At 65.2% G+C, this 23,532-nt stretch carries 14 protein-coding genes; 8 read left to right on the top strand and 6 right to left on the bottom strand.

The features are described 5' to 3' along the window. Window positions 1-183: 183 nt before the first annotated feature. The 4 genes from CSC94_RS16880 (at window position 184) to CSC94_RS16865 (ending at window position 8,637) form a co-directional block, all read left to right on the top strand. Window positions 184-1,587, top strand: a complete 1,404-nt coding sequence (locus CSC94_RS16880) for a sensor histidine kinase (RefSeq protein ID WP_099307536.1) — start codon at window positions 184-186, stop codon at window positions 1,585-1,587. Between the two features lie 74 nt (window positions 1,588-1,661). Next, window positions 1,662-3,518, top strand: a complete 1,857-nt coding sequence (locus CSC94_RS16875) for a putative bifunctional diguanylate cyclase/phosphodiesterase (RefSeq protein WP_165784480.1) — start codon at window positions 1,662-1,664, stop codon at window positions 3,516-3,518. Between the two features lie 233 nt (window positions 3,519-3,751). Then, entirely contained in the window at window positions 3,752-5,773 is a 2,022-nt protein-coding gene (locus tag CSC94_RS16870; protein ID WP_099307534.1) for a putative bifunctional diguanylate cyclase/phosphodiesterase, read from the top strand. Window positions 5,774-5,919: 146 nt separating this feature from the next. After that, window positions 5,920-8,637: a cation-translocating P-type ATPase gene (locus CSC94_RS16865; protein WP_205853339.1), complete on the top strand. Its 2,718-nt coding sequence runs from the start codon at window positions 5,920-5,922 to the stop codon at window positions 8,635-8,637. Between the two features lie 16 nt (window positions 8,638-8,653). Here CSC94_RS16865 and CSC94_RS16860 read toward each other — a convergent pair whose 3' ends face one another. Then, complete coding sequence (locus CSC94_RS16860; RefSeq protein WP_099307533.1) at window positions 8,654-9,688, bottom strand: DUF6630 family protein; 1,035 nt, start codon at window positions 9,686-9,688, stop codon at window positions 8,654-8,656. A 229-nt stretch (window positions 9,689-9,917) separates the two neighbouring features. Next, on the bottom strand, window positions 9,918-11,933 hold the full coding sequence (locus tag CSC94_RS16855) for a sensor histidine kinase (RefSeq protein ID WP_133122917.1): 2,016 nt from the start codon (window positions 11,931-11,933) through the stop codon (window positions 9,918-9,920). Window positions 11,934-12,075: 142 nt separating this feature from the next. Here CSC94_RS16855 and CSC94_RS16850 point away from each other — a divergent pair, with 142 nt between their 5' ends. Together CSC94_RS16850 and CSC94_RS16845 are read left to right on the top strand one after the other, a co-directional pair. Beyond that, entirely contained in the window at window positions 12,076-12,723 is a 648-nt protein-coding gene (locus CSC94_RS16850) for a LuxR C-terminal-related transcriptional regulator (RefSeq protein WP_205853338.1), read from the top strand. 115 nt (window positions 12,724-12,838) lie between these two features. Beyond that, window positions 12,839-13,276, top strand: a complete 438-nt coding sequence (locus tag CSC94_RS16845; RefSeq protein WP_099307531.1) for a hypothetical protein — start codon at window positions 12,839-12,841, stop codon at window positions 13,274-13,276. A 24-nt stretch (window positions 13,277-13,300) separates the two neighbouring features. On the opposite strand, the gene CSC94_RS16840 is transcribed toward CSC94_RS16845, so the two are convergent. Genes CSC94_RS16840 through CSC94_RS16825 form a run of 4 tightly spaced genes read right to left on the bottom strand, consistent with a single transcriptional unit; the run spans window position 13,301 to window position 17,500 of the window. After that, window positions 13,301-14,401, bottom strand: coding sequence for an ABC transporter ATP-binding protein (locus CSC94_RS16840; RefSeq protein WP_099307530.1), 1,101 nt, complete (start codon window positions 14,399-14,401; stop codon window positions 13,301-13,303). 3 nt (window positions 14,402-14,404) lie between these two features. Further along, window positions 14,405-15,298, bottom strand: coding sequence for a carbohydrate ABC transporter permease (locus CSC94_RS16835; protein WP_099307529.1), 894 nt, complete (start codon window positions 15,296-15,298; stop codon window positions 14,405-14,407). Continuing rightward, window positions 15,295-16,194 (bottom strand): carbohydrate ABC transporter permease, encoded by a 900-nt coding sequence (locus tag CSC94_RS16830; RefSeq protein WP_099307528.1) that lies wholly within the window; start codon window positions 16,192-16,194, stop codon window positions 15,295-15,297. The genes CSC94_RS16835 and CSC94_RS16830 overlap by 4 nt, the downstream gene beginning before the upstream one ends. 52 nt (window positions 16,195-16,246) lie before the next feature. Beyond that, window positions 16,247-17,500 (bottom strand): ABC transporter substrate-binding protein, encoded by a 1,254-nt coding sequence (locus CSC94_RS16825; RefSeq protein WP_099307527.1) that lies wholly within the window; start codon window positions 17,498-17,500, stop codon window positions 16,247-16,249. A 248-nt stretch (window positions 17,501-17,748) separates the two neighbouring features. Between CSC94_RS16825 and CSC94_RS16820 the strand changes: the two genes are divergently transcribed. Next, window positions 17,749-21,363, top strand: coding sequence for a hypothetical protein (locus tag CSC94_RS16820; protein ID WP_133122916.1), 3,615 nt, complete (start codon window positions 17,749-17,751; stop codon window positions 21,361-21,363). Then, complete coding sequence (locus CSC94_RS16815; RefSeq protein WP_099307525.1) at window positions 21,360-23,507, top strand: hypothetical protein; 2,148 nt, start codon at window positions 21,360-21,362, stop codon at window positions 23,505-23,507. Before CSC94_RS16820 ends, CSC94_RS16815 begins: the two co-directional genes overlap by 4 nt. The last annotated feature ends 25 nt before the right edge of the window (window positions 23,508-23,532 follow it).

Genomic DNA, 23,532 nt, shown 5'->3' with positions numbered 1-23,532 from the left:
AGACGAAGTGACGGCCGCCGCCGACAAGATGGGCGCGGCCATGCGCATCGGCCAGGCACGGCTCGATGCGGGCTACGACGCGAGCGAGTTCCGCGTCGCCGGCTGAGACGGACAAGGGGGTGCCGCCGCGAGGCGGCACTCCACACCCGGGGGCATACGGGGACAAGGCAGGGGATCGATCCGATGATGATGGACAACAAGCTGGTGAACTGGTTCGTGCCGCAGGGGATACGCGGCCGCACCAACATCGAGATGGCACGCATATTCGTGTTCACCCATCTGTTCGGCCCGGTCATTGCCCAGCCGATGGCGATCTATCTCTACATCGTCTCCCCCGAGATCAACTACCAGCTGGAAGTAATGGTCGCTGGCATCTACAGCTTCCTGGCCCTTCCTTTCGTTCTCAAGTATTCCGGCAGCATGACGATCTCGTCCCTGCTGTCCTTCGTCGGGCTGGCGGCGGTCTCCCTCTTCGGCACCTATCACTACGGCGGCTTCAGCTCGCCCTTCCTGCCGTGGCTGATCGTCAGCCTGCTGCTCGGCTTCTTCTATCTCTCCAAGAACACCAAGTTGGTCATCGGCCTGTTTGCGTCCATCGTCGGCGTCTTCCTGACCTTCCTGCTGAAGAACGGCCTGCCGAACACCGTCCCGGTCGAGGACCTGCGGATCCTCAGCTGGCTGTCGATTGTCGCGGCCACGGTGTACATGTCCTGGATGGCGCTCTACTACGCCCGCATCATCGCGCTGCGCAGCGAGCTGGAGCATGAAGCCGACCGTTTCCGCTCCACCATGGAGGAACTCGAGAAGGCCCGTGCCGTCTCCGAGGAGGTGAGCCATCACCGCTCGCTGTTCTTCTCCAAGATGAGCCACGAACTTCGCACGCCGCTCAACGTCATCATCGGCTATTCGGAAATCCTGCTGGATGATGCCAACGATGCCGGCGGCGAGGAGCAGACCATCAAGGATCTTGTCCGCATCAACACCGCGGGCAAGCATCTCCTGTCGCTGGTGTCCGAGGTGCTCGACTCCGACAAGATCGTCAACGACGTCAATGCCGTGGACGTTTCGGATTTCGCGCTGGGCGACCTTATCGACGAGGTCGTCGCGAGCGCCTTGCCGCTTGTCGTCAAGAATGCCAACAAGTTCGACATCGAGTGCGCCCAGCGCGAGATGCAACTGCGCACCGACAAGACCAAGCTGCGCCAGATGCTGATCAACCTGCTCAGCAACGCCGGCAAGTTCACCCGCAACGGAACGGTGACGATGAAGCTCAGCATCGAGCGGAACCTGGCGGACGATCGCCTGCATGCGACGGTCAGCGATACCGGCATCGGCATTGCTGCAGATGTCCTGCCGAAGCTCTTCCAGTCCTACATCCAGGCCGACGCCTCCATCTCCAAGCGCTTCGGCGGCACCGGCATCGGCCTGGCAATCACCCGGAAATTCGCCATCCTCCTTGGCGGCGAGATCACGGTGACCAGCCGGCCCGGGGAAGGGACCCAGTTCACCATCGACATTCCGGCGCATATCGAGGCCATGGCGCAATCCGGCGACGTGGAAGTCCAGGCGCAGGAAATAGCAGCATAAAATCCTGATAACTCTAAATAAACAAAAGCTCGCTAATATTGCTGGCAAAGCACGGTATGAGGGCGGATAAAAAAATGAACACTGCCACAGCTCACGCGATCCGCGAACCGAATGTCTCCTCGCCCGAGGGAGAAGAAGACCTGGCGCCGCGGATCCTCGTCGTCGACGACGTTGCCGATAACCGGGATATCCTGACCCGCCGGCTCGTGCGCCGCGGCTTCCATGTCACCGAGGCATCCGGCGGGCACGACGCCCTGAACCAGATCGAAACCGGCACCTTCGACCTCGTCCTCCTGGACATCATGATGCCGGATCTCAGCGGCAACGAGGTCCTGCGGAGGATCCGCGAGCGGTTCAGCAACACCGAACTGCCGGTGATCATGGTCACCGCCAAGAGCCAGAGCGAAGACGTTGTCGAGAGCCTGAGCATCGGCGCCAACGACTACGTCACCAAGCCGGTCGACTTCGCCGTTGCCATTGCCCGCATCAACGGCCAGATCGAGGCCAAGAAGGCAAGCGACCGCACCCTTCGGTCCAAGCAGACGCTGGAAGCGACGACCGAACAGCTCAACACCAGCCTGTCGGCCAAGGAAGTCGAGCTCGCGAACGAGAGCGGTCGCCGCAAGGTCTCCGAGGAGAAGCTTCACTTCCTCGCCTACCATGACTCGCTGACCGAACTGCTCAATCGCCAGGGCTTCCGCGACGCGCTCCACCACGCCATCGACGAAATGCCGGTCAATGACATGGAGCCTGCCCTCCTGTTCATCGATCTCGACGGGTTCAAGGCCGTCAACGACCTCTTCGGCCACGCCATCGGCGACAAGCTCCTGCGCGCGGTCGGCGAACGCATCCAGTCCGTGGTCCCCGCGAGCTTCGACATCGCCCGCCTCGGCGGCGACGAGTTCGCGGTCATCACGCGCTACGGCGTCCAGCCCGATGCATCCATGCAACTGGCGGAACAGATCGTCGCCGAAATCGGCAAGCCCTTTACCGTCGACGGCACGCAGCTCAACATCGGCGCGAGCTGCGGCGTGGCGCGCGCCTCGCATTTCTCCTCCGACCTCGACGGCCTCGTGAAGGCCGCCGACCTCGCCATGTACCACGCCAAGAGCAACGGCCGCGGCGGCGCGGTCCTGTTCGAGGCGCGCATGCTCCAGGAGCAGGAAGAAAAGCGGCAACTGGAAAGCGACCTCAGGATCGCGGTGCAGCACTCGCAGTTCGAGCTCTTCTACCAGCCGCTGATCAATATCGACACGCGCGAGATCACCGGCTTCGAGGCCCTGATCCGCTGGCCGCATCCCAAGCGCGGACTCATGTCGCCGGAAATCTTCATCCCGCTGGCCGAGGAAACCGGCCTGATCAACCAGCTCGGCGCCTGGGTGCTTCGCGAAGCATGCAAGGAAGCGTGCAAGTGGCCGGAACACATCAAGGTCGCGGTCAATCTCTCGCCGATCCAGTTCGAGAGCCCCTCGCTTCTGTCGACGCTGATCAATGCGCTTGCCGCGTCCGGCCTCGCGCCGAACCGCCTCGAGCTCGAGATCACCGAATCGGCGCTCCTCGGCAACGAGGGCAAGAACGTCCAGATGCTCCAGGCGATCCGCGAACTCGGCGTCCGGGTTTCCATGGACGATTTCGGCACCGGCTACTCGTCGCTCGCCTATCTGAAGAATTTCCAGTTCGACAAGATCAAGATCGACCGCCGTTTTGTCCAGGGCCTGGAATCCAACATCTCCGATGCGGCGATCGTCGAGGCGATCATCAACCTCAGCAAGAGCATTGGTGTCGGCACCACGGCCGAAGGCATCGAGACGGAAAGCCAGCTCAGCGCCGTGGTGACCCAGGGCTGCCGCGAAGGCCAGGGATACCTGTTCAGCCGGCCTCTGACGGCCAGGGACGCCCAGGAATTCATCGAGAAATACATCCACGGATAGCGCGCGTTCCGGTCGCCATCGCGGCCGGTCGCGATACCAGGTCAGGGAGGCCGGGAGCATGAAAGTGCTGCCCGGCCTCCATCGTTTTCGGACCTTGATTCCAGGCTCCAGGCACCCGTGATGCTTACTGACCTGTAAAAACCCGGTGCGAATTCCAGTAACGCCGGCTTAAGATTTTCGCAGGTTTTGAACGACTAGCCTGTAAACCCTGCAAATCCCCCGAAGGCCGGTCAATGCCGTATAATAAATGGAAGAATTCGCACCTCTTCGGTCGGTCAGAAAAGCTGTTCGGCAGGTTGCCGGGACTGGTTGCCTGCAGCTACGCCATCGGAAGCATCATCTGGATCCAGTTCAGCGACCGGTTCCTGGTCACGCTGGCAGGCGACTATGCGGAGTACCAGGCCTTCCAGACCTACAAGGGCTGGACCTTCGTCATCGTCTCCGCGCTGCTGATCTACGGTGTTCTCAAGAACGCCTGGAACGGGATGCAGGCGGCCTACCAGTCGGCGCTGGAAAGCGAACAGCGCCTGGAACTGGCGCTCGCAAGTGCTCAGGGCGGCGTTTGGGAGATCGACCTGGCCAATGGTGACCAGAAGATCGCCTATGTCTCGTCCGAACTGACGACACGCCTCGGCTTTCCTGGCGGCCATCAGCTCACGATGCAGGAATTCCGTGCCCGCCGCCACCCGGAGGATCTTCGGCAGTCCGAGATCCGCCTGATCGAGACGGCCCGCTCCCGCGGCGCAAAGCCCTATGATGTCCGCTACCGTGTCTTTGGCGGCGACGGCCGGATCCGCTGGGTCCATTCGATGGGCAACGTTGTGCCGGGTTCCGGCCGGCAGCATGACCGGCTTCTCGGCGTCGCCCTCGATATCACCGACCAGATGGAGGCGAGTGAGCGGATCGAGCGGTTGCTGCGCTTCGACTCGGCGACCGGCCTGCCCAAGCAGAACAAGTTCCTCGACGATATCGACGACCGGCTTGCCGCGCTGAAATCGGGCGAGACCATCGCCATCGTCCAGGTCCGCTTCGTAGACCTCGATCACCTCATGGGCGAGGACGAGACCATCACCGATGCCAGGATCGTGCAGATGATCGCGGAGCGCCTGCGGGGCGCCGACAACGTGCTGACCGCCCGCATCTCCGACGACGCCTTTGCCTTTGCCACCGAACCGGCCAAGGGAACCGCGGGCACGCAGCACGCTGTCCGCGACGTCCTCGCCGCGCTCCTCCAGCCATACGATCTCCAGCACGGCGCCATCCGCCTGCGCGTCCAGACCGGCGCCATCGTCACCTGCTCGGATGCCCAGCCCAGCATCACCCTGCTCCGCAACGCCGGCCAGGCGCTGGAACTGGCGGACAAGAGCGCCGACATCGACGTCAGCTGGTTCAATGCCGAGATCAGCGACGAATTCCGCCAGCGCAACGACCGCATCCGTGATCTCGACCACGCCGTCGAACGCGGCGAGATCGAATCCCACTTCCAGCCGCTGATCGACATTCGCACCGGCCGCACGGCGGGTTTCGAGGCCCTGGCCCGTTGGCACCGTCCCGCCGAAGGCATGGTCCGGCCCGACGAGTTCATCGCGCTGGCCGAGGAATACGGCCAGATCAACATGATCGGCGAGGAAATCCTGCGCCAGGCCTGCCGGACTGCGGCCGGATGGGGCGACGGAGGGCCCTTCGTTTCCGTCAACGTCTCGCCCATCCAGTTGCAGGACCCCACCTTCCCCAGCATGGTGGCACGGGTTCTCGCCGAAACCGGCCTGCCCGGACAGCGCCTCGAACTGGAAATCACCGAGAACGCCCTCATCAAGGATCTCGATGCGGTCTCGTGGCGCCTCGAGTGCCTGCGCGAGCTTGGCATTTCCATCGCCATCGACGACTTCGGCACCGGCTATTCGTCGCTGTCCCTGCTGACAAAGGTGCCCTTCTCGCGCCTCAAGATCGACCAGTCCTTCATTCGCGACTTTGGCCGCACGCGCGAAAGCACCATCATCGTGGATACCATGATCGGCATCGCCGAACGGCTCGGCCTGATGATCACGGCGGAGGGCATCGAGAATGCCGGCATCGCCGCCCTTCTCGCCGGCCGCAGCGCCATGCTGGGGCAGGGCTACCTGTTCAGCAAGCCGGTTCCCGCGCCCGAAACCACCGACATGGTCAGCCGCTACTGGACCGCGACCTGGATGGCCTGCCCGTCGGTGCTGGAATTCGGCTCCAATCCCGTCCAGGTCCAGCAACTGGCGTCCTAGGGATACTCGCCGGCCATCGGGCCCGGATGCCGCGGCATAAAAGCCGTGGCGTTGCCGCGATTGACGCATATCATGGTCAGGTGCTTCGCCATGACGCCCTTTCGGCATTGGCAGGCGAAGAATGACGGGATAGGGCAGCGCAACCAGTGCCGGACGATCACGGGAACCAGGACGAGGAACTGTCGACCGGCATGGCCTGCCTTCCGCACGAGGAGACCGCCGAAGGGATCCTCGCGCGCCTCCGGGTCCGCCGCGAGACCGGACTGCCGGAGGAAGAAGCCGCAAGCCGCCTCGCCAGTCACGGACCGAACGCGCTCCGCCGGAAGGCGCGCGCCAATATCCTTGTCCTGCTTTTGAGCCAGCTCGCCAGCCCGATCGTCTACCTCCTGATCGGCGCCGCCGGTCTTGCCCTGGCATTTGGCGAGATCATCGAATTCGCCGCCATCGCTGTCGTCCTGGTGATCAACACCATGATCGGCTTCATCACCGAGTTGCAGGCCGTCCGGTCCATGGAGGCGCTGCGCCAGCTGACCTCGCGAACCGCCGTCGTCCGCCGTGGCGGCCGGCAGCAGGTGGTGAACGCCGAAACCCTGGTTCCTGGCGACATCGTCATCCTCGACGCCGGCGATGTCATTGCCGCCGACATGCGCATCCTGGAATCGGCCGGCCTGGCCGCCGATGAATCCATGCTCACCGGCGAATCCCTGCCGGTCGACAAGTCGTCCGACCCCGTGGCGCACGGCGCGACCATCCACGAACGCGCCTCCATGCTGTTCAAGGGATGCGCCTTGACCGGTGGCACCGGTGAAGCCGTTGTCACCGCGACCGGCATGGAGACCGAGCTCGGCCGCATCACCCGTCTGGTCGACGAGGCGGATCCGGATCGTTCGCCGCTGGAGAAGCAACTGGAGCAGTTGAGCCGCAACCTCATCTGGCTGACACTCGCGATCACCGTCATCGTTGCGCTCTCCGGCATCGCCTCCGGCAGAAACATCGTCCTGATGGTCGAATCGGCGCTCGCCCTCGCTGTCGCCGCCATCCCCGAGGGCCTGCCCATCGTCGCGACCCTGGCGCTCGCCCGCGGCATGCTCCGCATGGCCCGGCGCAATGCCCTGCTCGAACGCCTGTCGGCGGTCGAGACGCTCGGCGCGACCACGGTCATCCTGACTGACAAGACCGGGACGCTGACCGAGAACGCCATGCACGTCGACCGCATCGTCACGGCATCGGGGACATGGCTGCTGGACCGGGAGAACCAGGTTTTCCGCGATGCGGAAGGAGCGAAGCCAGACCGGCCGGACGAAGCGCTCACGCTCACCCTTCGCAACGCCGCGCTGTGCAACAATGCCGCGCTGGACGGCGACGGCGAGAAGGCCACCGGCGACCCCATGGAAATCGCCCTGCTCCGCGCATCCCTGGCCGGTGGCATCGAGCGCAAAGGCCTGCTCCGCGACTGTCCCGAACAGGCCGAGCATGCCTTCCAGGTATCGACGCGCCGCATGGCGACGGTCCATCGCAAAGGCGATGAACTGTTCGTGGCCGTCAAGGGCGCGCCGGAAGCGGTCTTCGAGACCATCGCGGCCGTCCGCCAGGACGGGCATGACACTCCCTTCGATGCGGCACAGCAGGCCCGGTGGCGGGAGATGTGCAACACGCTCGCCGGACAGGGCCTGCGCCTGCTTGCGATTGCCGGCAAGCCGATGAAAACCGGCGGCGACCCGGTCTACGACGGGCTGACCCTGTTCGGGGTCGCTGCCTTCCGCGATCCGCCCCGCCAGGATATCGCCGCCGCGATCGCCGATGCACGGCGCGCCGGCATTGCCGTTGTCATGGTCACCGGCGATCACCCGGCCACGGCCCGCCACATTTCCTGCGAGGTCGGCCTGTCACGGGAAGCTGACGGCGGGATGGAGGGCAAGGACCTCACTGCCATCGACAAACTGCCGTCTGGCGAGCGCGACGCCCTGCGCCGGACGCGTGTCTTCGCCCGTGTCGATCCGGCCCAGAAGCTCGACCTCATCCGCCTCCACCAGGCCGCCGGCGACGTCGTCGCCATGACCGGCGATGGCGTGAACGATGCACCTGCGCTCAGGCAGGCCGATATCGGCATCGCCATGGGCGAACGCGGTACCCAGGTCGCCCGCGACGCCGCCGACCTGGTGCTGCGCGATGATCGCTTCTCGACGATCATCGAGGCGATCCGCGAAGGCCGGGTCATCTTCATGAACATCCGCCGGTTCGTGACCTATTTGCTCTCCTGCAACCTGAGCGAAATCCTCGTCGTCGGCCTTGCTGTTCCGTTCGGCCTGCCACTGCCGGTGCTGCCCCTGCAGATCCTCTTCCTCAACCTCGTCACCGATGTCTTCCCGGCCTTCGCGCTGGGAACGGTCGAGGCCGATGACGGCGTACTCGACCGCCCGCCGCGCCCGCCGTCCGAGCCCATTCTGGCCCGGCGCCATTGGGTCAGGATCATCTTCTACGGCATCGTGCTGTCGGCCACGACGCTCGCCGCGCTCCTGCTTGCTCTCGGCCCGCTCGCACTCACAGGCGATGCGGTCACCACCCTGGTCTTTCACACACTGGCCTTTTCGCAGATCCTGCACGTCTTCAACATGCGCCACATGCACGACGGATTCCTGTCCAGCCGGGTCGTCCGCAACGGATGGGTCTGGGCTGCGGTCGTTGTCTGCGTTGCGCTTCTCGCCATCGCCCAGTTCCAGCCGCACGTCGCCGCGGCGCTGAAGCTCGTGGCCTTGCCGTGGCAGGCATGGGCGACCGTGGCCGCCCTGTCCCTGGTGCCGATTGTTGTCGGCCGGCTTGTCGGGTGGATCTTCGACCATCATCGGTCCGATCGGCCGTCCTGACACCGGAACCTTGCGATCACCGGAAGAGCCGGGCAAACCAGCCTTTTCGCTCCGCTGCAAAAGCACCAATGACGGCACAGTCGAACCCCAGCTTGCGGCCGAGGCGGACGAGACGCGCAGCCTTGTCCGCCTCGATCACCGTGAAAACGGTGGCATCCGCAGCACGGTCGACCTGGACAATGGCCAGGCCCTTCTGCGCCAGCAGCGCCGCCGCCTTTTCAAGCCAGTCCGAGGCCAGGAAGGTCGTGCCGTCGTCCTTCAGGTGAAACCCCGTTGCAGCATGCGGTGCAACGGCATCCAGGACTGGCCGGATCGCGGTCTCGATATCGCCGGCATCCGCCTTCCAGTCGACCGCGCGCAGGAAGGACCTCGCGAAGAATTGGCTGTCGCTGTCGCGAACCAGCCCCCGCCAGGAGAAGAGCCGGCATTCCTCCAGGGTCATCCTGCCAAGACGGTCCTGTGTCCGCAGGTAGGATCGCGGATCGTAGGCCGCGAAGATGACGTGATCGTCGACATGTGCCGCTGTGTCCGGCGTGTCGCGCCCTAGCATAGCGCAGAAGGCGGCAAGTGCGCGCAGGTCGACCACCTCGCGCGGCACGACGGAAAGCTTGGCGTCGTCGCTGAGGTCGCTCGTCAGTTCGGACAGCATGTGCGCCTCGACCCGGACGAACAGGACTTCCATGTCCAGGATCGCGATCGGATCCGTCAGCGGCCTCCAGTAGGCGTCGATGGCCTCCTGGTCAGGCACCCGGGTGCCGGACCAGGGTGACGGACCGGACTGGCTGTTGCAGACGCGCGCGTCGATCGCGTCGTCGAGAAGCAGGAGCCAGAAGGTTGGCGCATGGCCACCGGCATGTGAGAAGCGGATCGAGCGCGGCACGAAAAACCCGTTGTCGTCTTCGACTGCCACATGGCGGATTTCCACTTCGATACCGGCCTGGCGGTCGATGCAGCGGGGGTTGGAGAGGCGAAGCAGGCGTTCCAGCCGCTCCCGGGTCACGACGTCGGAGCGGAGCGGCGCCGCCGCTGTTCTCGCTGTGTAAAAGGGCATGCCCGTATTCTCCACCACCGCCCCTGGAGCGTGGCAGGACAAGCGGATCGCCAAGGCCGGAAACGCGTACCCGGCACGACACCGGGCGCACTCCTTTTTTAGCGCAATAGAATATATAAGAAACTTTCACGCCCCAGGGTTGAATGCCATGAAGGAGCAGGGAAAACAAGACCCCCGCATTGCCCGCGAACATGGATGCCGGTTGCAGGCACGAGAGCGCAAACACGGCCTAGGACGCTTGGGCCTCGCTTTGCATCCCGGCGGGGATCGGCAGCCAGAGATGGAAAATCGTCCCGCACCCGGGAACGGATGAAGCGTCGAGCACGAGGCCATGGGTCCCGGCAAGGTCGAAAGCGATAGAGAGGCCGAGCCCGTGCCCCCGGGATTGATCGCCCTTCACGTAGGCTTTGCGGAACCGTGCCAGTTGCTCCCGGCTCATGCCGGCGCCCTGGTCGGCAATGCAGATGCCGGTCCTGCCCTGCCGGTGCCGCGCCCCGATCAGCACCGCGCCGCGATCGGTATGCTTGACCGCGTTGGACACCAGGTTGCTCACGATCCGCATCACGGCCATGAACGGAACAGCGCTCTGGGCCGATGTCGGCACGACGCGCAGGTCGATCCCCTTGGAGACGGCTTCGTCCCGGAACATGCGCGCAACGGTTTCGAAGACCAGCGAGAGCGGGTAGATCTCGATGGTGGCATCGTCCGCCTCGTCAGCGTCCCGCGTGTCCGCCGCATCCTCGTCGCGTTCCGGCCCGGTCGCCGCCAGGTACTCCGTCGAAAGCGAACGCATGTAGTCGAAGGCCTCGTTGAGCTGTGCCCGCACGGCCGGGTCGCTGTCGCGGGCAAGCGTGTCGACCGTCATCCGCAGCGAGGCCAGCGGCTGCTTCAGGTCATGCGAGGCCGTGACCAGTTGCTGCTGGCGCAACGCGGCCAGGTCCCGCGCTTTCATGTACTGGTCCTGCGCACGCATCCGCTCGCGATTGGCGTCCGCTTCCCGGCGGAGCGCATCGATCTCGCGGGCCATCGTGGCCGCGTGCTGGCGTCTCAGGTCCACGATCGAGGCCGTGTTGCCGAGGATCACCCAGAGCGCAATGACGCCGAAGAAGGCCTTGACGAGCAGGCCCGGATCGAGGACCGCGCCGAGCCAGCCGCTGGCGTACAGGACGACCAGGACCAGGCAGAAGGCGAGCGACGCCGGAAACAGCGCGTGGATCACCGTTCGCCAGCGTCCCTCGATGCCCCGCCAGTGCGAGGCGGCGACGACATTGGCGGCAAACATCATGACCATCAGGCCGTAGGAAAGGTTGGCCAGGATTTCGGGCGGCACCAGACCGATGAGCGCGATGGCGAGGAAGGGGATCGCGGCCAGGGCCTTCAGGATGAGCGCGGTCCGGTTGTTGCCCTTCTCTTCGCTGACAGACCGCCCGGCAACGAAAGTGCCCGTGCCGGCACAGGCAAGCAGCAGGAAGAGTCCGACCTTGAGATGCAGGTCGGGATGGTCGGGGTAGACGAAGCGGAAGAAGAACCCGTCGAGGTAGGCAAGGAACGACAGGCCGAGAATGAGCGCCACGCCATAGCCGACGCCGGACAGGCTGCCCATGGACAGGACGAAGCCGAGGAAGAAGAGGATGCTGGAGAGTGCGAAGGCATAGTAGACGGCGCTCAGCACGCCGGACAGGAAGGTCCGTGACTGCAACTCGCCCGCCGTCTCGAGACGGAAAGCGGCCTGGCGCACGGGCCCGAACACCATTTTCAGCATCAGCGTCGCGGTTTCGTCGGGCGCAAGCACGATGGCGGCGCTGCGCAGCCGCGTCCCGGCGAACTGATCCGCCTGGAATGCCCGCCGCGCGCTGTAGGAGAGCACCTCCTCGGTCGGCCCGCCGTGGCGCACCACCGAAACGTCGAGCCCGACCAGCCCGTAGACCTGCGATGTCAGGAACCAGCTGTCTCCTGTCCGCCCGTCGTCCGGCGTGTCGTTGGTGATCTCGACCGCCGCCCACACCGGCTGGTAGGGAACCTGGTCCTTGGCTGCCGTGGCGAGATCCGGCGTGAAACCGCCGGCGAGATAGGCCCGGTAGGCGGAAGCCAGCCCGCCTTCGTCTTCCAGCCGGAAAACGAGATGGTCGCTGAGCTCCGAGTAGGCCATCGACGGCTTGAGTTGCACGATTCCGGGCGCATCCGCCGCCGCAGCCACCGCGGCCCGCCCGAAAACGGCGAGGGCAATCAGCAACAGAACAAGCAACGGCCGAATGGTCGCGCTGCCCGGAACCCGGCGCCGCCTGGGAGGCTTCCTGAAAATGATGCGCCTTCTCCTCGCAAATGTCAGGGAAAGACAATAGCATTGGCTGCCACGATTTCAGCAAGGCAGATCAGGACAGGCCGGCTTGCCCAGATACACGTCGATCATCGCCGACGATCACGCCATCGTTCGCGCCGGACTGAGGGCCGCACTCGAAGCCCCGGGCATGGTGATGCCGGAAGGGCTGGAGGTCTCGGCGGAGACGGCGGACGGCGCCGAAACCATTGCCGCGGTCCGCAGCCTGAAACCGCACATCCTCTTCCTCGACGTCCAGATGCCGCTGGCCGGCGGTACGGAGATCGCGCTGGAGACCCGCCGCTGGTCGCCGGCAACCAGGGTGGTCGTCCTGACCGGAATCTCGTCGGTCGGCAAGCTGAGCGAACTCGTCGAGATCGGCGTCGACGGCCTGTTCTCCAAGGCGACGTCGAATGACGAGCTCTATGCCTCGATCCCGAAAATCCTCGCCGGCACGCGGTGCGTCTCATCCCACGTGCTGGCGCTTCTCGAAAACGCACCCGACGCGGCTGCCCTGACCGGCCGCGAACGCCAGATCCTCAACCTGATCGCGCTCGGCCAGTCCAACAAGGAGATCGGCGCCGTGCTCGGCATCAGCGCCAAGACCGTGGATCGCCACCGCACGCTGATGATGAGCAAGCTCGGCGTTCATTCCGTCGCCCAGCTCGTCGCCCATGCCCTGAAGCAGGGCCTTCTCGACGCGTCACCGGAATTGTAGCCGGCATCGGCCGCGATTGGGGGATCCGCCCCATCGTCGCCGATCGGCGGCCCGCCTAGTCTTGGCGATCTGACCAGCGGCCCGCTCGCTGGACCCGAGCCAGGAGGAAAAGGCCATGAGACAGTCACGACGCCACCTCCTGATCGCCATGCTGGCCCAGGCGGCCGGTCTCGCCATTCCGGGTGTGCGGGCCGGTTCGCCGGATGGCTGGACACTTGAAAGTGTCCGCGGGGACCGCATCCGCATCGAGTTCCTCGCCGGCCGCAGCGACGATGGCGACCGGATCACGGTCTGCCTGGCGGACGCGGCCGGCGGCTGCCCGAAGGCGTTCGACATTCGCCCGGATGCCCGGCCGCGTTTCGTGACCTCCGGTCCAGCCCCTGTCTGCACCCAGGTGGCGGCGGAGGTTCAGAGCCTCTTTCTTTGGGAAATGCGGACGGCAGGTCCGGTGAACGTGGTCAACGCGACGATTGCGCTGGACGCCCATCGCGGCCGGAACATGCGCATCACCTGGCTGGAGACCGGCAACCCGGCAGGATGCGCCGCACGATGACGGCCCGAAACGGGACGGATCACGTCAAAGATGCATGCCCGTCTTGCCGTCGAACAGCTTGGCCTTGGCCATCTCCACCTCGAAGCGGAAGCTTTCGCCCGGCGCCTTGGCGTCCTGCGGGCGGACGCGCGCGATGGCTTCCGTGCCGCCGGCCTGGAAGACGACCATCGTGTCCGGCCCTGTCGGCTCGATCACGTCGACGGGACGTTCGAAGATGAAACGGTCGGCGCCGGGCAGCTCCGTTCCGGCCGCGAAGATCGTCTCCGGCCTCAGGCCGAGAACGACCTCGTGGCCCTCCGGCTGCTGCAGTCGGAGGGCCAGCCGCTCGGGCAGCGGAAAGACCAGGCCCTCGCCGGCATCCACTGCCACAGCACTGCCGTCACGCTTGAGCCGCCCGCGCAGCATGTTCATCGGCGGCGATCCCATGAAACCGGCAACGAACAGGTCGACGGGATGCTCATAGATGGTTTCGGGGTCTCCGAACTGGCGGATATGTCCGTTGTCCATGACCGCGATACGGGTCGCCAGCGTCATCGCCTCGATCTGGTCATGCGTGACGTAGACGATGGTCTTGCCGAGGCGCTGGTGCAGCTTCTTGATCTCGGTGCGCATCTCGATGCGCAGCTTGGCGTCCAGGTTCGACAGCGGCTCGTCGAAGAGGAAGACGTCCGGCTTGCGCACCAGCGCGCGGCCCATGGCGACCCGCTGGCGCTGGCCGCCGGAGAGCTGGCCCGGCTTGCGCTCGAGCAGCTTGTCGATGTGCAGCAGCGAGGAGACCTCGTCGACGGCCGCATCCTGCTCGGCCCGCGGCACGCGCCGCGTCACCATCCCGAAGGTGATGTTGTCGCGCACCGTCTTGGTCGGGTAGAGCGCGTAGGACTGGAACACCATGGCGATGTCGCGGTCCCGCGGCGGGATGTCGTTCACGACGCGGTCGCCGATGCGGATCGTGCCCGACGACAGCGTTTCCAGCCCGGCCACCAGGTTGAGCAGGGTGGACTTGCCGCAACCGGAAGGGCCGACCAGGACGATGAACTCGCCGTCCTCGATCTCCAGGTCGATGCCCTTGATCACCTCGGTCGTTCCGAACCGCTTGAAGACCTTGTCCAGACGGATGCCTGACATCGCCTATCCTTTCACTGCACCGGCGGCCAGGCCGCGCACGAAATAGGTACCCGCGATGACGTAGACTGCGAGTGTCGGCAGCGCCGCGATGATCGCCGCCGCCATGTCGACATTGTATTCCTTCACGCCCGTCGATGTGTTGACGACATTGTTGAGCGCGACGGTGACCGGGTTGCTGTCGCCGACCGTGAAGGCAACGCCGAACAGGAAGTCGTTCCAGATCTGCGTGAACTGCCAGATCACCGTCACGACCATGGCCGGGATGGCCATCGGCAGCACGATGCGGAAGAAGATCGAGAAGAATCCGGCGCCGTCCACCATCGCGGCATGAACAATACTGTCCGAAACGCTGATAAAGAAATTGCGGAAGAACAGCGTCGTGAAGGCGAGGCCGTAGATCGTGTGAACCAGGATCAGGCCCGGTATGGTGCCCGCCAGGCCCATCATCCCGAGCGCGCGCGCCATCGGCAGCAGGATCACCTGGAAGGGAATGAAGGCGCCGAACAGCATGAGCGCGAAGATGACGTCGGCGCCGCGGAAGCGCCACTTGGTCAGCGCGTATCCGTTCAGCGCCCCGAGCAGCGTGGAAATGAACACCGCCGGAATGACCATCGCCACCGAGTTCCACATGTAGGGTCTCAGCCCGTCGCAGCGCACGCCGACGCAGGCCGAGCCCCAAGCCTTGGCCCAGGCGTCGAAGCGGATCTCCTGCGGCAGGCTGATCAGCGACCCGGTGCGGATTTCCTCCAGCGACTTGAACGAGGTGGAAACCATGATGACCAGCGGCACGAGGTAATAGAGGCAGAAGAGGCCGAGGATCGCGTAGAGGACCACCCGCGCAACGCGGTGCCGCCAGCCCCCCTGCCGGACGATGCCGTCGGTTCCCGAACCGCTCATCGGCCTGTCCTCCTCAGTTCCGAGTAGAGGTAGGGCACGATGATCGCCGTCACGGTCATCAGCATCATCACCGCGGATGCAGCGGCGACGCCCAGTTCGGAGCGCTGGAAGGCAAAGGCATACATGAAGGTGGCCGGCATGTCGGTGGCATAGCCCGGCCCGCCGCCGGTCAGCGCGATGACGAGGTCGAAGCTCTTGATCGCCAGGTGGGCCAGGATGATGATGGTCGACAGGAAGACCGGCCGCATCATCGGCAGCACGATCGAGGAATAGATGCGCACCGGCCCGGCACCGTCGATGGACGCCGCCTTGAGGATCTCGTCATCGACCGAGCGCAACCCGGCCAGGAACAGGGCCATGGCATAGCCCGAGGACTGCCAGACCCCGGCGATGACCACCGTGTAGATGGCCATGCGCGAATTCACCAGCCAGTCGAACGTGAAGTCGGTGAACCCCGCCATGTGCATCAGCCGTTCCAGGCCGAGTCCCGGGTTGAGGATCCATTTCCAGACCGTGCCGGTGACGATGAACGACAGCGCCATCGGGTAGAGATAGACCGTGCGGATGAATCCCTCGGCGCGGACCCGCTGGTCCAGCAGGATGGCGAGGAGAATGCCGATGGCCGTCGAGATCGCGATGAACAGCGTGGAGAACACGAACAGGTTCCACAGCGCCACGTACCAGCGCGGCGTGCCCCACAGCCGGTCGTACTGCGCCAGGCCGTCGAACGTGTAGTTCGGCATGACGCCGGACTTGGTGAACGAGATGTAGACCGTCCAGGCGATGAACCCGTAGACGAAGACGAGGCTCGCCGCGAACAGCGGCGAGACGACGATCTTGGGCAGCCAGCGTTCGAAGGTGCGGCTGAACGTGCGGTGGTTGGCCTGGGCGTCCATCAGGTGAGACGGTCCGGCCGGGGCATGGGCGCCCGGCCGGGCCGGATCCGCCTTACTGCGCGCGCTTGACCGCGTCGGCCAGCGTCTTGACCGCATCCTCCGACGACATGTCGGAATTGAAGAAGTTGGTCACGACGTCGAGGAACTCACCGCGCACCGAGCGCGGCACGGCCATCTCGTGGGCCATCGACGGCACCAGCGAGTTGTTCTTGATGGCCGCCAGCAGGTCCTCGTGCGACTTGATCGCACAGGCATCGAACTTGGTCAGCGGAACGTCGGTCCGGGCCGGGATCGATCCCTTGGCGAGGTTGAAGGTTTCCTGGAAGTCCGGCGACATGATCAGGCTCGCAAGCACCTTCTGGCCCTTCAGCCGGTCGTCTCCCGACACCTTGAAGAAGGTGAAGCTGTCGGAGTTGAGCACGAAGCCCTTGCCCGGGGTCGGTGCGCAGAGGAAATCCTTGCCCGGCACCTTGCCGGCGGCAAGGAATTCGCCCTTGGCCCAGTCACCCATGATCTGGAAGGCGGCCTCGCCCTTCATCACCATGGCCGTCGCCAGGTTCCAGTCGCGTCCGGAGAAATTGGCATCGACATAACCGCGCATCCGGCGAAGCTGGTCGAACGACTTGATCATCGTGTCGCTGGTCAGCGCTTCCTGGTCGAGGTCGACCAGCGCCTTGCGGAAGAAGTCGGCGCCACCAATCCCCAGCACCACGTCCTCGAATACGGTGGCATCCTGCCAGGGCTGACCGCCATGGGCCAGCGGCGTGATGCCCATCTCCTTGAGCTTGTCGGCCATGGTGTTGAACTCGTCCCAGGTCGTCGGCATCTCGGTGATGCCGGCCTTGGCAAGAACCTCCGGGTTGGCCCAGAACCAGTCGACACGGTGAATGTTCACCGGCGCGGCGACGTACTTGCCGTCATACTTCATGATGCTGGCCAGCACCGGCGGCAGCACGCTGTCCCATTTCTCGGCTTCGGCCACGTCCTCGACATCGTTGAGGGCGCCCTGCTCGGCCCATTCCTGGATGCCGGGACCCTTCAGTTGAACCGCTGCCGGCGGATTGCCGGCCACCACGCGGGCGCGCAGCGCCGTCATCGCGGCATCACCGCCGCCACCGGCAATCGGCGAATCTTCCCAGGTTCCGCCCTGGGCTTCGAAAGCTTTTTTCAACTCGCCGACGGCCTTCGCTTCGCCGCCCGATGTCCACCAGTGCAACACCTCGACGGTCCCGTCGGCGCGTGCCATGCCTGCGGTCGCGAAACCAATCGCGACGGTGGCAGCAAGAATTTTCATATGCTGGAACATGAATGGATCCTCCACGTAAGACAGCCCTCCCCGGCTGCCCCGTATTGGGAAACCGCCGGGCCTCTGTGTCAAGGGTCAGCGTAGCGATCCACGTCTTCGAGGGTCATTGACGGCCATCAACGGTATTGATTTCCATCAATGAATTTTCCCGACCCATGACCTTCACTCGAACTGCGAAAGGCGATGAAGCCGGTCGGCGCGATTGCTGGCTCTTTGCACCACGAGCAAGTCTCCAGGGGATTCTGCACATGACGAATGATCGGACGGTTGCAAAGGCAGGGGGCACTGTTCCCTTCTTGCTGACAAGGCTGCTTCTGCTGCTTGCGCTGCTTGCCATTGCCCCGGCGGCGAACGCGGAGCAGACCTTCAATCTTCGGTCTGTCTCCTTCTCCGTGCCGGACGATCTCGCGGTCACAAGCCGGACACGCGAACAGGAGTATGACTTCGCCAACGCCGCCGGAACGATCCAGCTCTGGGCGCGCTGGTGGTTTCCCGACGAACCCCTGCTCGGCTATCCCGATATCGTGCGGCACGAAGCCCGCACCGTTGCCGGGCGCGATGCGCTGTTCATCCACGGCAGCGCCGGCGGGCAGCGCTCCTTCACGCTGGCCTTCACCGGCAAGGACGGCCAGGGCGAGCAGTTCCTGCTGCAACTGCATGCCGATGAAGCATCGGTGTCCGAGTCCAAACAGATGGCCCTGTTCGACCGGCTGGTCGCCTCGCTGGTCTACGATGGCGTGCCGGCGGCCAGCGCCAACACCCGGCAGAAGGGTGATGCCGCGCCACAAGGCGGCGCAACACGCGCCTTCGACGGTTTTCGCATGGCCATCCCGGCGGATTGGAGCGAGCACGCTGGCGAGACGCCTGTCGACGGCGTCAAGCAGGTTGTCCTCGCGCCGCCGTCGGCCGACAGCATCGTCTGGGTCGCCACCAGTTCCGGCGGGGACGGCATGGATGCCTTGCAGACGATCGACGCCTTCGCCGGCCTTCTCTTCGGTGAATACCTGGTGATCAAGTCGATCGATGGCGAGACCTATCCGGAGATCGCCGGGTCGCCGGTCAATGCCATGGACTACACCGCCAACGTGTTCCCCATGGCCGGGATCGAACTGCCCTACAAGCGCGGGCGCGGACGGGTCTATCGCGGCGGAGACGCCGGCCAGGCTTTCGTGATTGTCACCATCACGGCGGCCGATGCACCGGCTGCCGGAATGGATGAACTGGACGCCATGGCCCGCAGTTTTTCTTTCGCGACCGCCGGCACGGGAGCGGCGGACCAGCCTGGCGGCACCACCACCATCGAAATTCCGCTCGCCGTCGATGGCAGGGCCGACCAGCCCGGCGCGAACTGGCTACCGCTGCTGCAGCAGCGCTTCGGGACCGATTGCGCCCTCGTCGACCTCGCCAGCTGGACCGACCCCCGCCGCAAGGTCCTGGAGGATGCCGGCGCCACCCTTGTCTTTGTCGCGTTATGCCAGGGCGGGGCCCAGCCGGCTTTCGGCGTCAATTTCCGCTACGACATCCGCACCGCCACGTCGGACTATTTCAATCCGCTGATCCTGGCCATGTTCAAGGCCAATGCACGCCAGGGCTTTGCCTTCCTGGAAACCCGGGATGCGGTCCTCGCCACAATTTCGCTGAAGGACAATCGCACGCTCAGCCTGTCCATCGACGAGGTGACGCCGCCCGCCGCGCCGGCAGACGATCCGAAGGCCAACGGCAAGGAAGGCCTGACCATCGAGCGCCAGGGCCGGCAGCAGGACAACGCGGCCCCCACTCCTGGCGGAAAGGACACGGAAGACACCGCGCAGGCCGACTGGGAAGCTGTCCTGCGGCCGCGCAACTTCGGGGTCCTGTTCGACGGGAAATCGCTGGACGCCTTTCGCGGCTTCGGCTTCCAGGGCGGTGATTTCGCCGCCCAGGCCCGCCTGGCCGGGGAAGCGCTGGACATCGCCATCCCGGACAAGTCCGGCTGGGCAAAGACGGGGATCGTCTCGGCCGCGCCCGTCGTCCGCATGCCCTATCCCGGTTCGCCCCTGGCAACCGAGATCGCCGTTGCCGCCACGCTGGACGCGCCGGACACCCACCTGATGATCGCGCTCGCGCCCGACAGCAAGGTGGCCGAGGATCCCTGGAACGGGTTTGAAGTTCATGTCGCGATCCGCCGCCACCAGGATGGCGCCGGCCGTTATGCCGTCCACTATCGCGGCGAACGCCGGGGTGCCGACGGCGTCTTCTTCTGGCCGTCCGGAACGCAGCGCCTGTCCTTCCTGCTGACGCCCGACCAGGAGCTCGAACTGCGCGACGAGGCGGGAAACGAGCTGTTCACGGTTCCCCTGACGAGTTCGTTCGCTGCCCGCAAGTGGCACCTGGCGGTTTACACCCAGGGCGCCGGCAAGAACGCGCCGGCCAGGCTCGATCTTCGCCAGGTCGCCGTCAATGCCGTCGACTGGCAATCTCCGCCGGCCTATTCCGCGCCGAAGCGGGAGGCCGGCACGATGGAGCTTTTCGATGGCAAGGGCCTGGGCCGGATCTGGCACGGCTTCAACCGTCATGAGGGCCAGTTTGATCGCTTCGCCGGCTTTTCCGGTGGGGCCTTGCGGATCATGACCACCGCGGCCGACAAGGCCGGAACTATCGGCCTCTATTCAACCGATGCCGCGCTCTGGCTCGACCGGTTCCGGGACGACGCCAGGCTGCGCCTCGATATCGGCCTTGCCGGCGCGGCAACGACCGGGTTCGAACTGGGCCTGCAGCAGGCCTATGGCCTGAACGGCAACGTGCCGGGCAACGGTTCCTTCTTCGCCGCCATTCGCCGCGACAAGGAAGGGCAATTGCATCTCCAGGCCGGCGTCAAGCCCGCCGCCCCGGCAATCGATGTACCCGTCGACGCCGTGCCGGACCACCTCGCCATTGTGCTGCATCCGCAAGGCATCCGGCTCGACATACCCGGCGCGCCGCAGGACCTGGTCCCCTGGGATGGCCTGCAGGACGGAGCAGGCCTGCGCGTCTACCTGCTCGCGCAGGCCGATCCGCAAACGGGTGCAGCCGGGCTCGTGCTGCGCTCCGTCTCGGCGGACTGGTTCCCGCCGGCCCTGCCGGCCTACGACGGACCCGATCCGCAGGCCGGGGCCCTTCCGCGCACCGAGGTCTTCTCGGGCGCCATGACCGATGGCTGGAAACCGATGGAGACGGCCTATGCGAAGTTCTCCGAACTCGCCACGCAGGACGGTGGCGCCCTTGTGCTGCGGCGGCGCGACGCGCCCAACAACGACCACCGCATCGGTATCGTCAGCACGGAACCCGTCATCGTCACCGACCGGCGCGTGCTCAGGACCAGCCAGCACGTTCGCCTTTCGCTCGTGCCCATGGAAAAGTTCGCCGCGTGGATCTCCTTGTCGCCGCGCCAGGATGACCCGAACCGGGACGGCGCCATTCGCGTGGTGCTGGAGGAAGTGCAGGACGGTCCCCATGCCGGGCAACTGCGGTTCGCCCTCGGTTTCGGCTACTACTACTTCTGGAACCGTTACCTCGAACCTGGTTGGCACCGGACTGTCTGGAACGGGGACCTCACCATTCGCATCGGCAACGGCTGGGTGTCGGCCGATCTCGGCCACGATGTGAAGATCGCCGCACGCTACCAGTCCATGGGGCCGGGAGAAAACCTCTACCTCTCCGTTCGTCCTGGAACCGAGCGCTACCGCGAGACCGGCGCACTCGCGCTCACCTCGATCAGCGCAGGCTGGGATGCCCCGCCCGGCATGACGGAATCGCAGCGTTGGACGCTGATGGATGACGAGGCCTTCGATCCGAAGGCCTATCTCCGGGCCCTGGCCTCGGAAATCGATGGAGTTGCCCGATGATCGCCCGCCCTTTGATCCTGGCGGCCCTGGCCGCCCTGTCGGCAACGGCCGTCGAGGCTGAGGACGTTGCGCTGCGCTCGCCCCGCGACGACGCCTATATCCGCTCCATCATCGGACTTGATTTCAAGAAGCACCAGCAGGTGATGAAGGAACTCGGCATCGCGATCAAGGATGACGTGCTCTCCTGCATCTGCCGCGCCGCCAACTACGGCTCGTCCTCGACCAGCCAGTTCTATCATCCCGACACGATCGGCGAATTCAACCGTCGCTATTCCTGCAACCACCCCGGTCCGCCCTGCGTGGTCTCCGGCTATGGCTGCACGCGCCATCCCTTCCCGACCGATTCGACGCTCTGGGACAGGTGCGCAGCCAGGTTTCCCGGCAGCGAGAACATCATGCAGGAGATGCTCAGGGCCAGCCGCGCCATCGGCGGCGGCAAGGACGACCTGGCCGATGCGCTCAAGGCCTGTCGCCGTTCCTACCAGGCAGAGCGGGACCTCCGCCTCGGCGCCTACGACCGCGCCGGATACGATTACCTGAAGCGCAAGGGCATCAAGCTTCTGCCGGAACCGGAGAGCGTGGCAAAGCGGTTCGACGACCGCGCCCGCTCGTCGCTTGCCGTCAGTTCCGAGAAGATGCGCGACCAGTCGAAGAAGGCCAGGGAGGAACTGGACAAGGCCATTCTCGACACGGTGGGCGGAAAGCTCTTTTCAGATGCCAAGGTGAAGGAAAACGCCAGCGCCGTGGCCCAGGCCGCTTCCGACCTTCTGGCCCTGCGCCTGGAAGAGACGCAGATGCGGATCCGCGCCCTGAAGAAGGAAAGCGATGGCCATGCCAGGGGCATCACCTTCGGCGAGGACCATCGCCTGAAGAACATGCGCGAGGCCAACAGCGAGTTAGCGCAACTGGAACGCCAGGCGTCGAAACTCTCCAGCGACAAGAGCCAGCTCGACAGCTTCGTTAAGGGACTGGCCACCGCCGGCGACCTGCTGACTCTGGAACAGAAGATCAACGGTGCGAAATCCGGTGGTGCTAGGGAGGCCGCCGACCTGGTGCTGCATGTCGGGACCATGGCGCAGGGCTATCTCAACGACTTCGCCACCGGCCGGAACGCGCTCGGCAAATCGGCCGGCGAAGCCTTGCGCCGTGGCGTTTCACCCGACCTGCTGCAGCGCTACGAGAAGCTCCAGGACCGGGTTGCCGCCGTCAACACGCTCAACAATGCACTGACCGGGGCGGTCAATCTCGCCAACAAGGGCATGCAGGCCTATTCCTACTACGAGAAGATCGACGCGGCCCGCCGCAAGGCGGAGGATCTCGCCCGCAGCGGCGATTTCAACGCGGCCCAGACGCAGATGCTGAACGCGCTGCGCTACGGCGCGACGGCAGCCAACATCGCCGCCGACTTCATGCCGCCGATCGTTTCCGACTATGCCCGCCTCTGTGGCGATGCCCTGAAGATACCGCAGGCCACGCTCGCCATCATCAACAAGTCGCGTGACCGGGCCGATGTGCTGGCCGACCTCTACGGCAGCCAGGCCGGCTCCGATGCCGTCACCTACTTCCAGAAGGCCTATCCTGGCGCCCATCTCGATCGCGAGCACTACCTGTTCCGAGAGGCCGGGCTGAACGGATACCGCATCGACAAGGGCGACCGGGCCAGCGGCGACGGCCTGCCCGCCTATGCCGTCATCCCGGATGCCGACATCGCCCCCTACTATTTCGACGAGCGCGGCTACAACACGCTGCGCGAGGCAGCCTTCCTGTTTCCCATCGCCACCGGCAAGCGGATGACGGACGGCGACCTCGCCGACATGCTCGCCCGCTCCAAAGGCCAGGTGCCGGACATCGCCGACCTGCGCCAGAAGGCCGATACGGCCCTGCGCAAGGCAGCCGAGGAAAAGGCCATGGCCGACATGCTCGGCCTCAAGGTGATAGACGACCGCACGCGCGGCGACCTGGTCAGCTTCCGGCTGCTGATGAGCGAGACCCTGCCGAAGTCCTGCATCCTGTCGCCGGACCAGCAGAAGCGCCTGTTCGACAGCTACCGCCAGGCCGAGGGCCGCGACAAGGTGACGGAATACCTCCAGAACTACGGCGCACGGCTCAAGGAAGCCGAGGCGGCCGCCCAGGCACGGCAATGATTGCCGCAGGGTGGCGTTGACGGGA

The organism is Zhengella mangrovi (assembly GCF_002727065.1).
In the GTDB taxonomy this organism is placed as follows: domain Bacteria; phylum Pseudomonadota; class Alphaproteobacteria; order Rhizobiales; family Rhizobiaceae; genus Zhengella; species Zhengella mangrovi.
The sequence above is the reverse complement of the archived record's forward strand: the minus strand, read 5'-3'. Positions and strand labels throughout refer to the sequence as shown.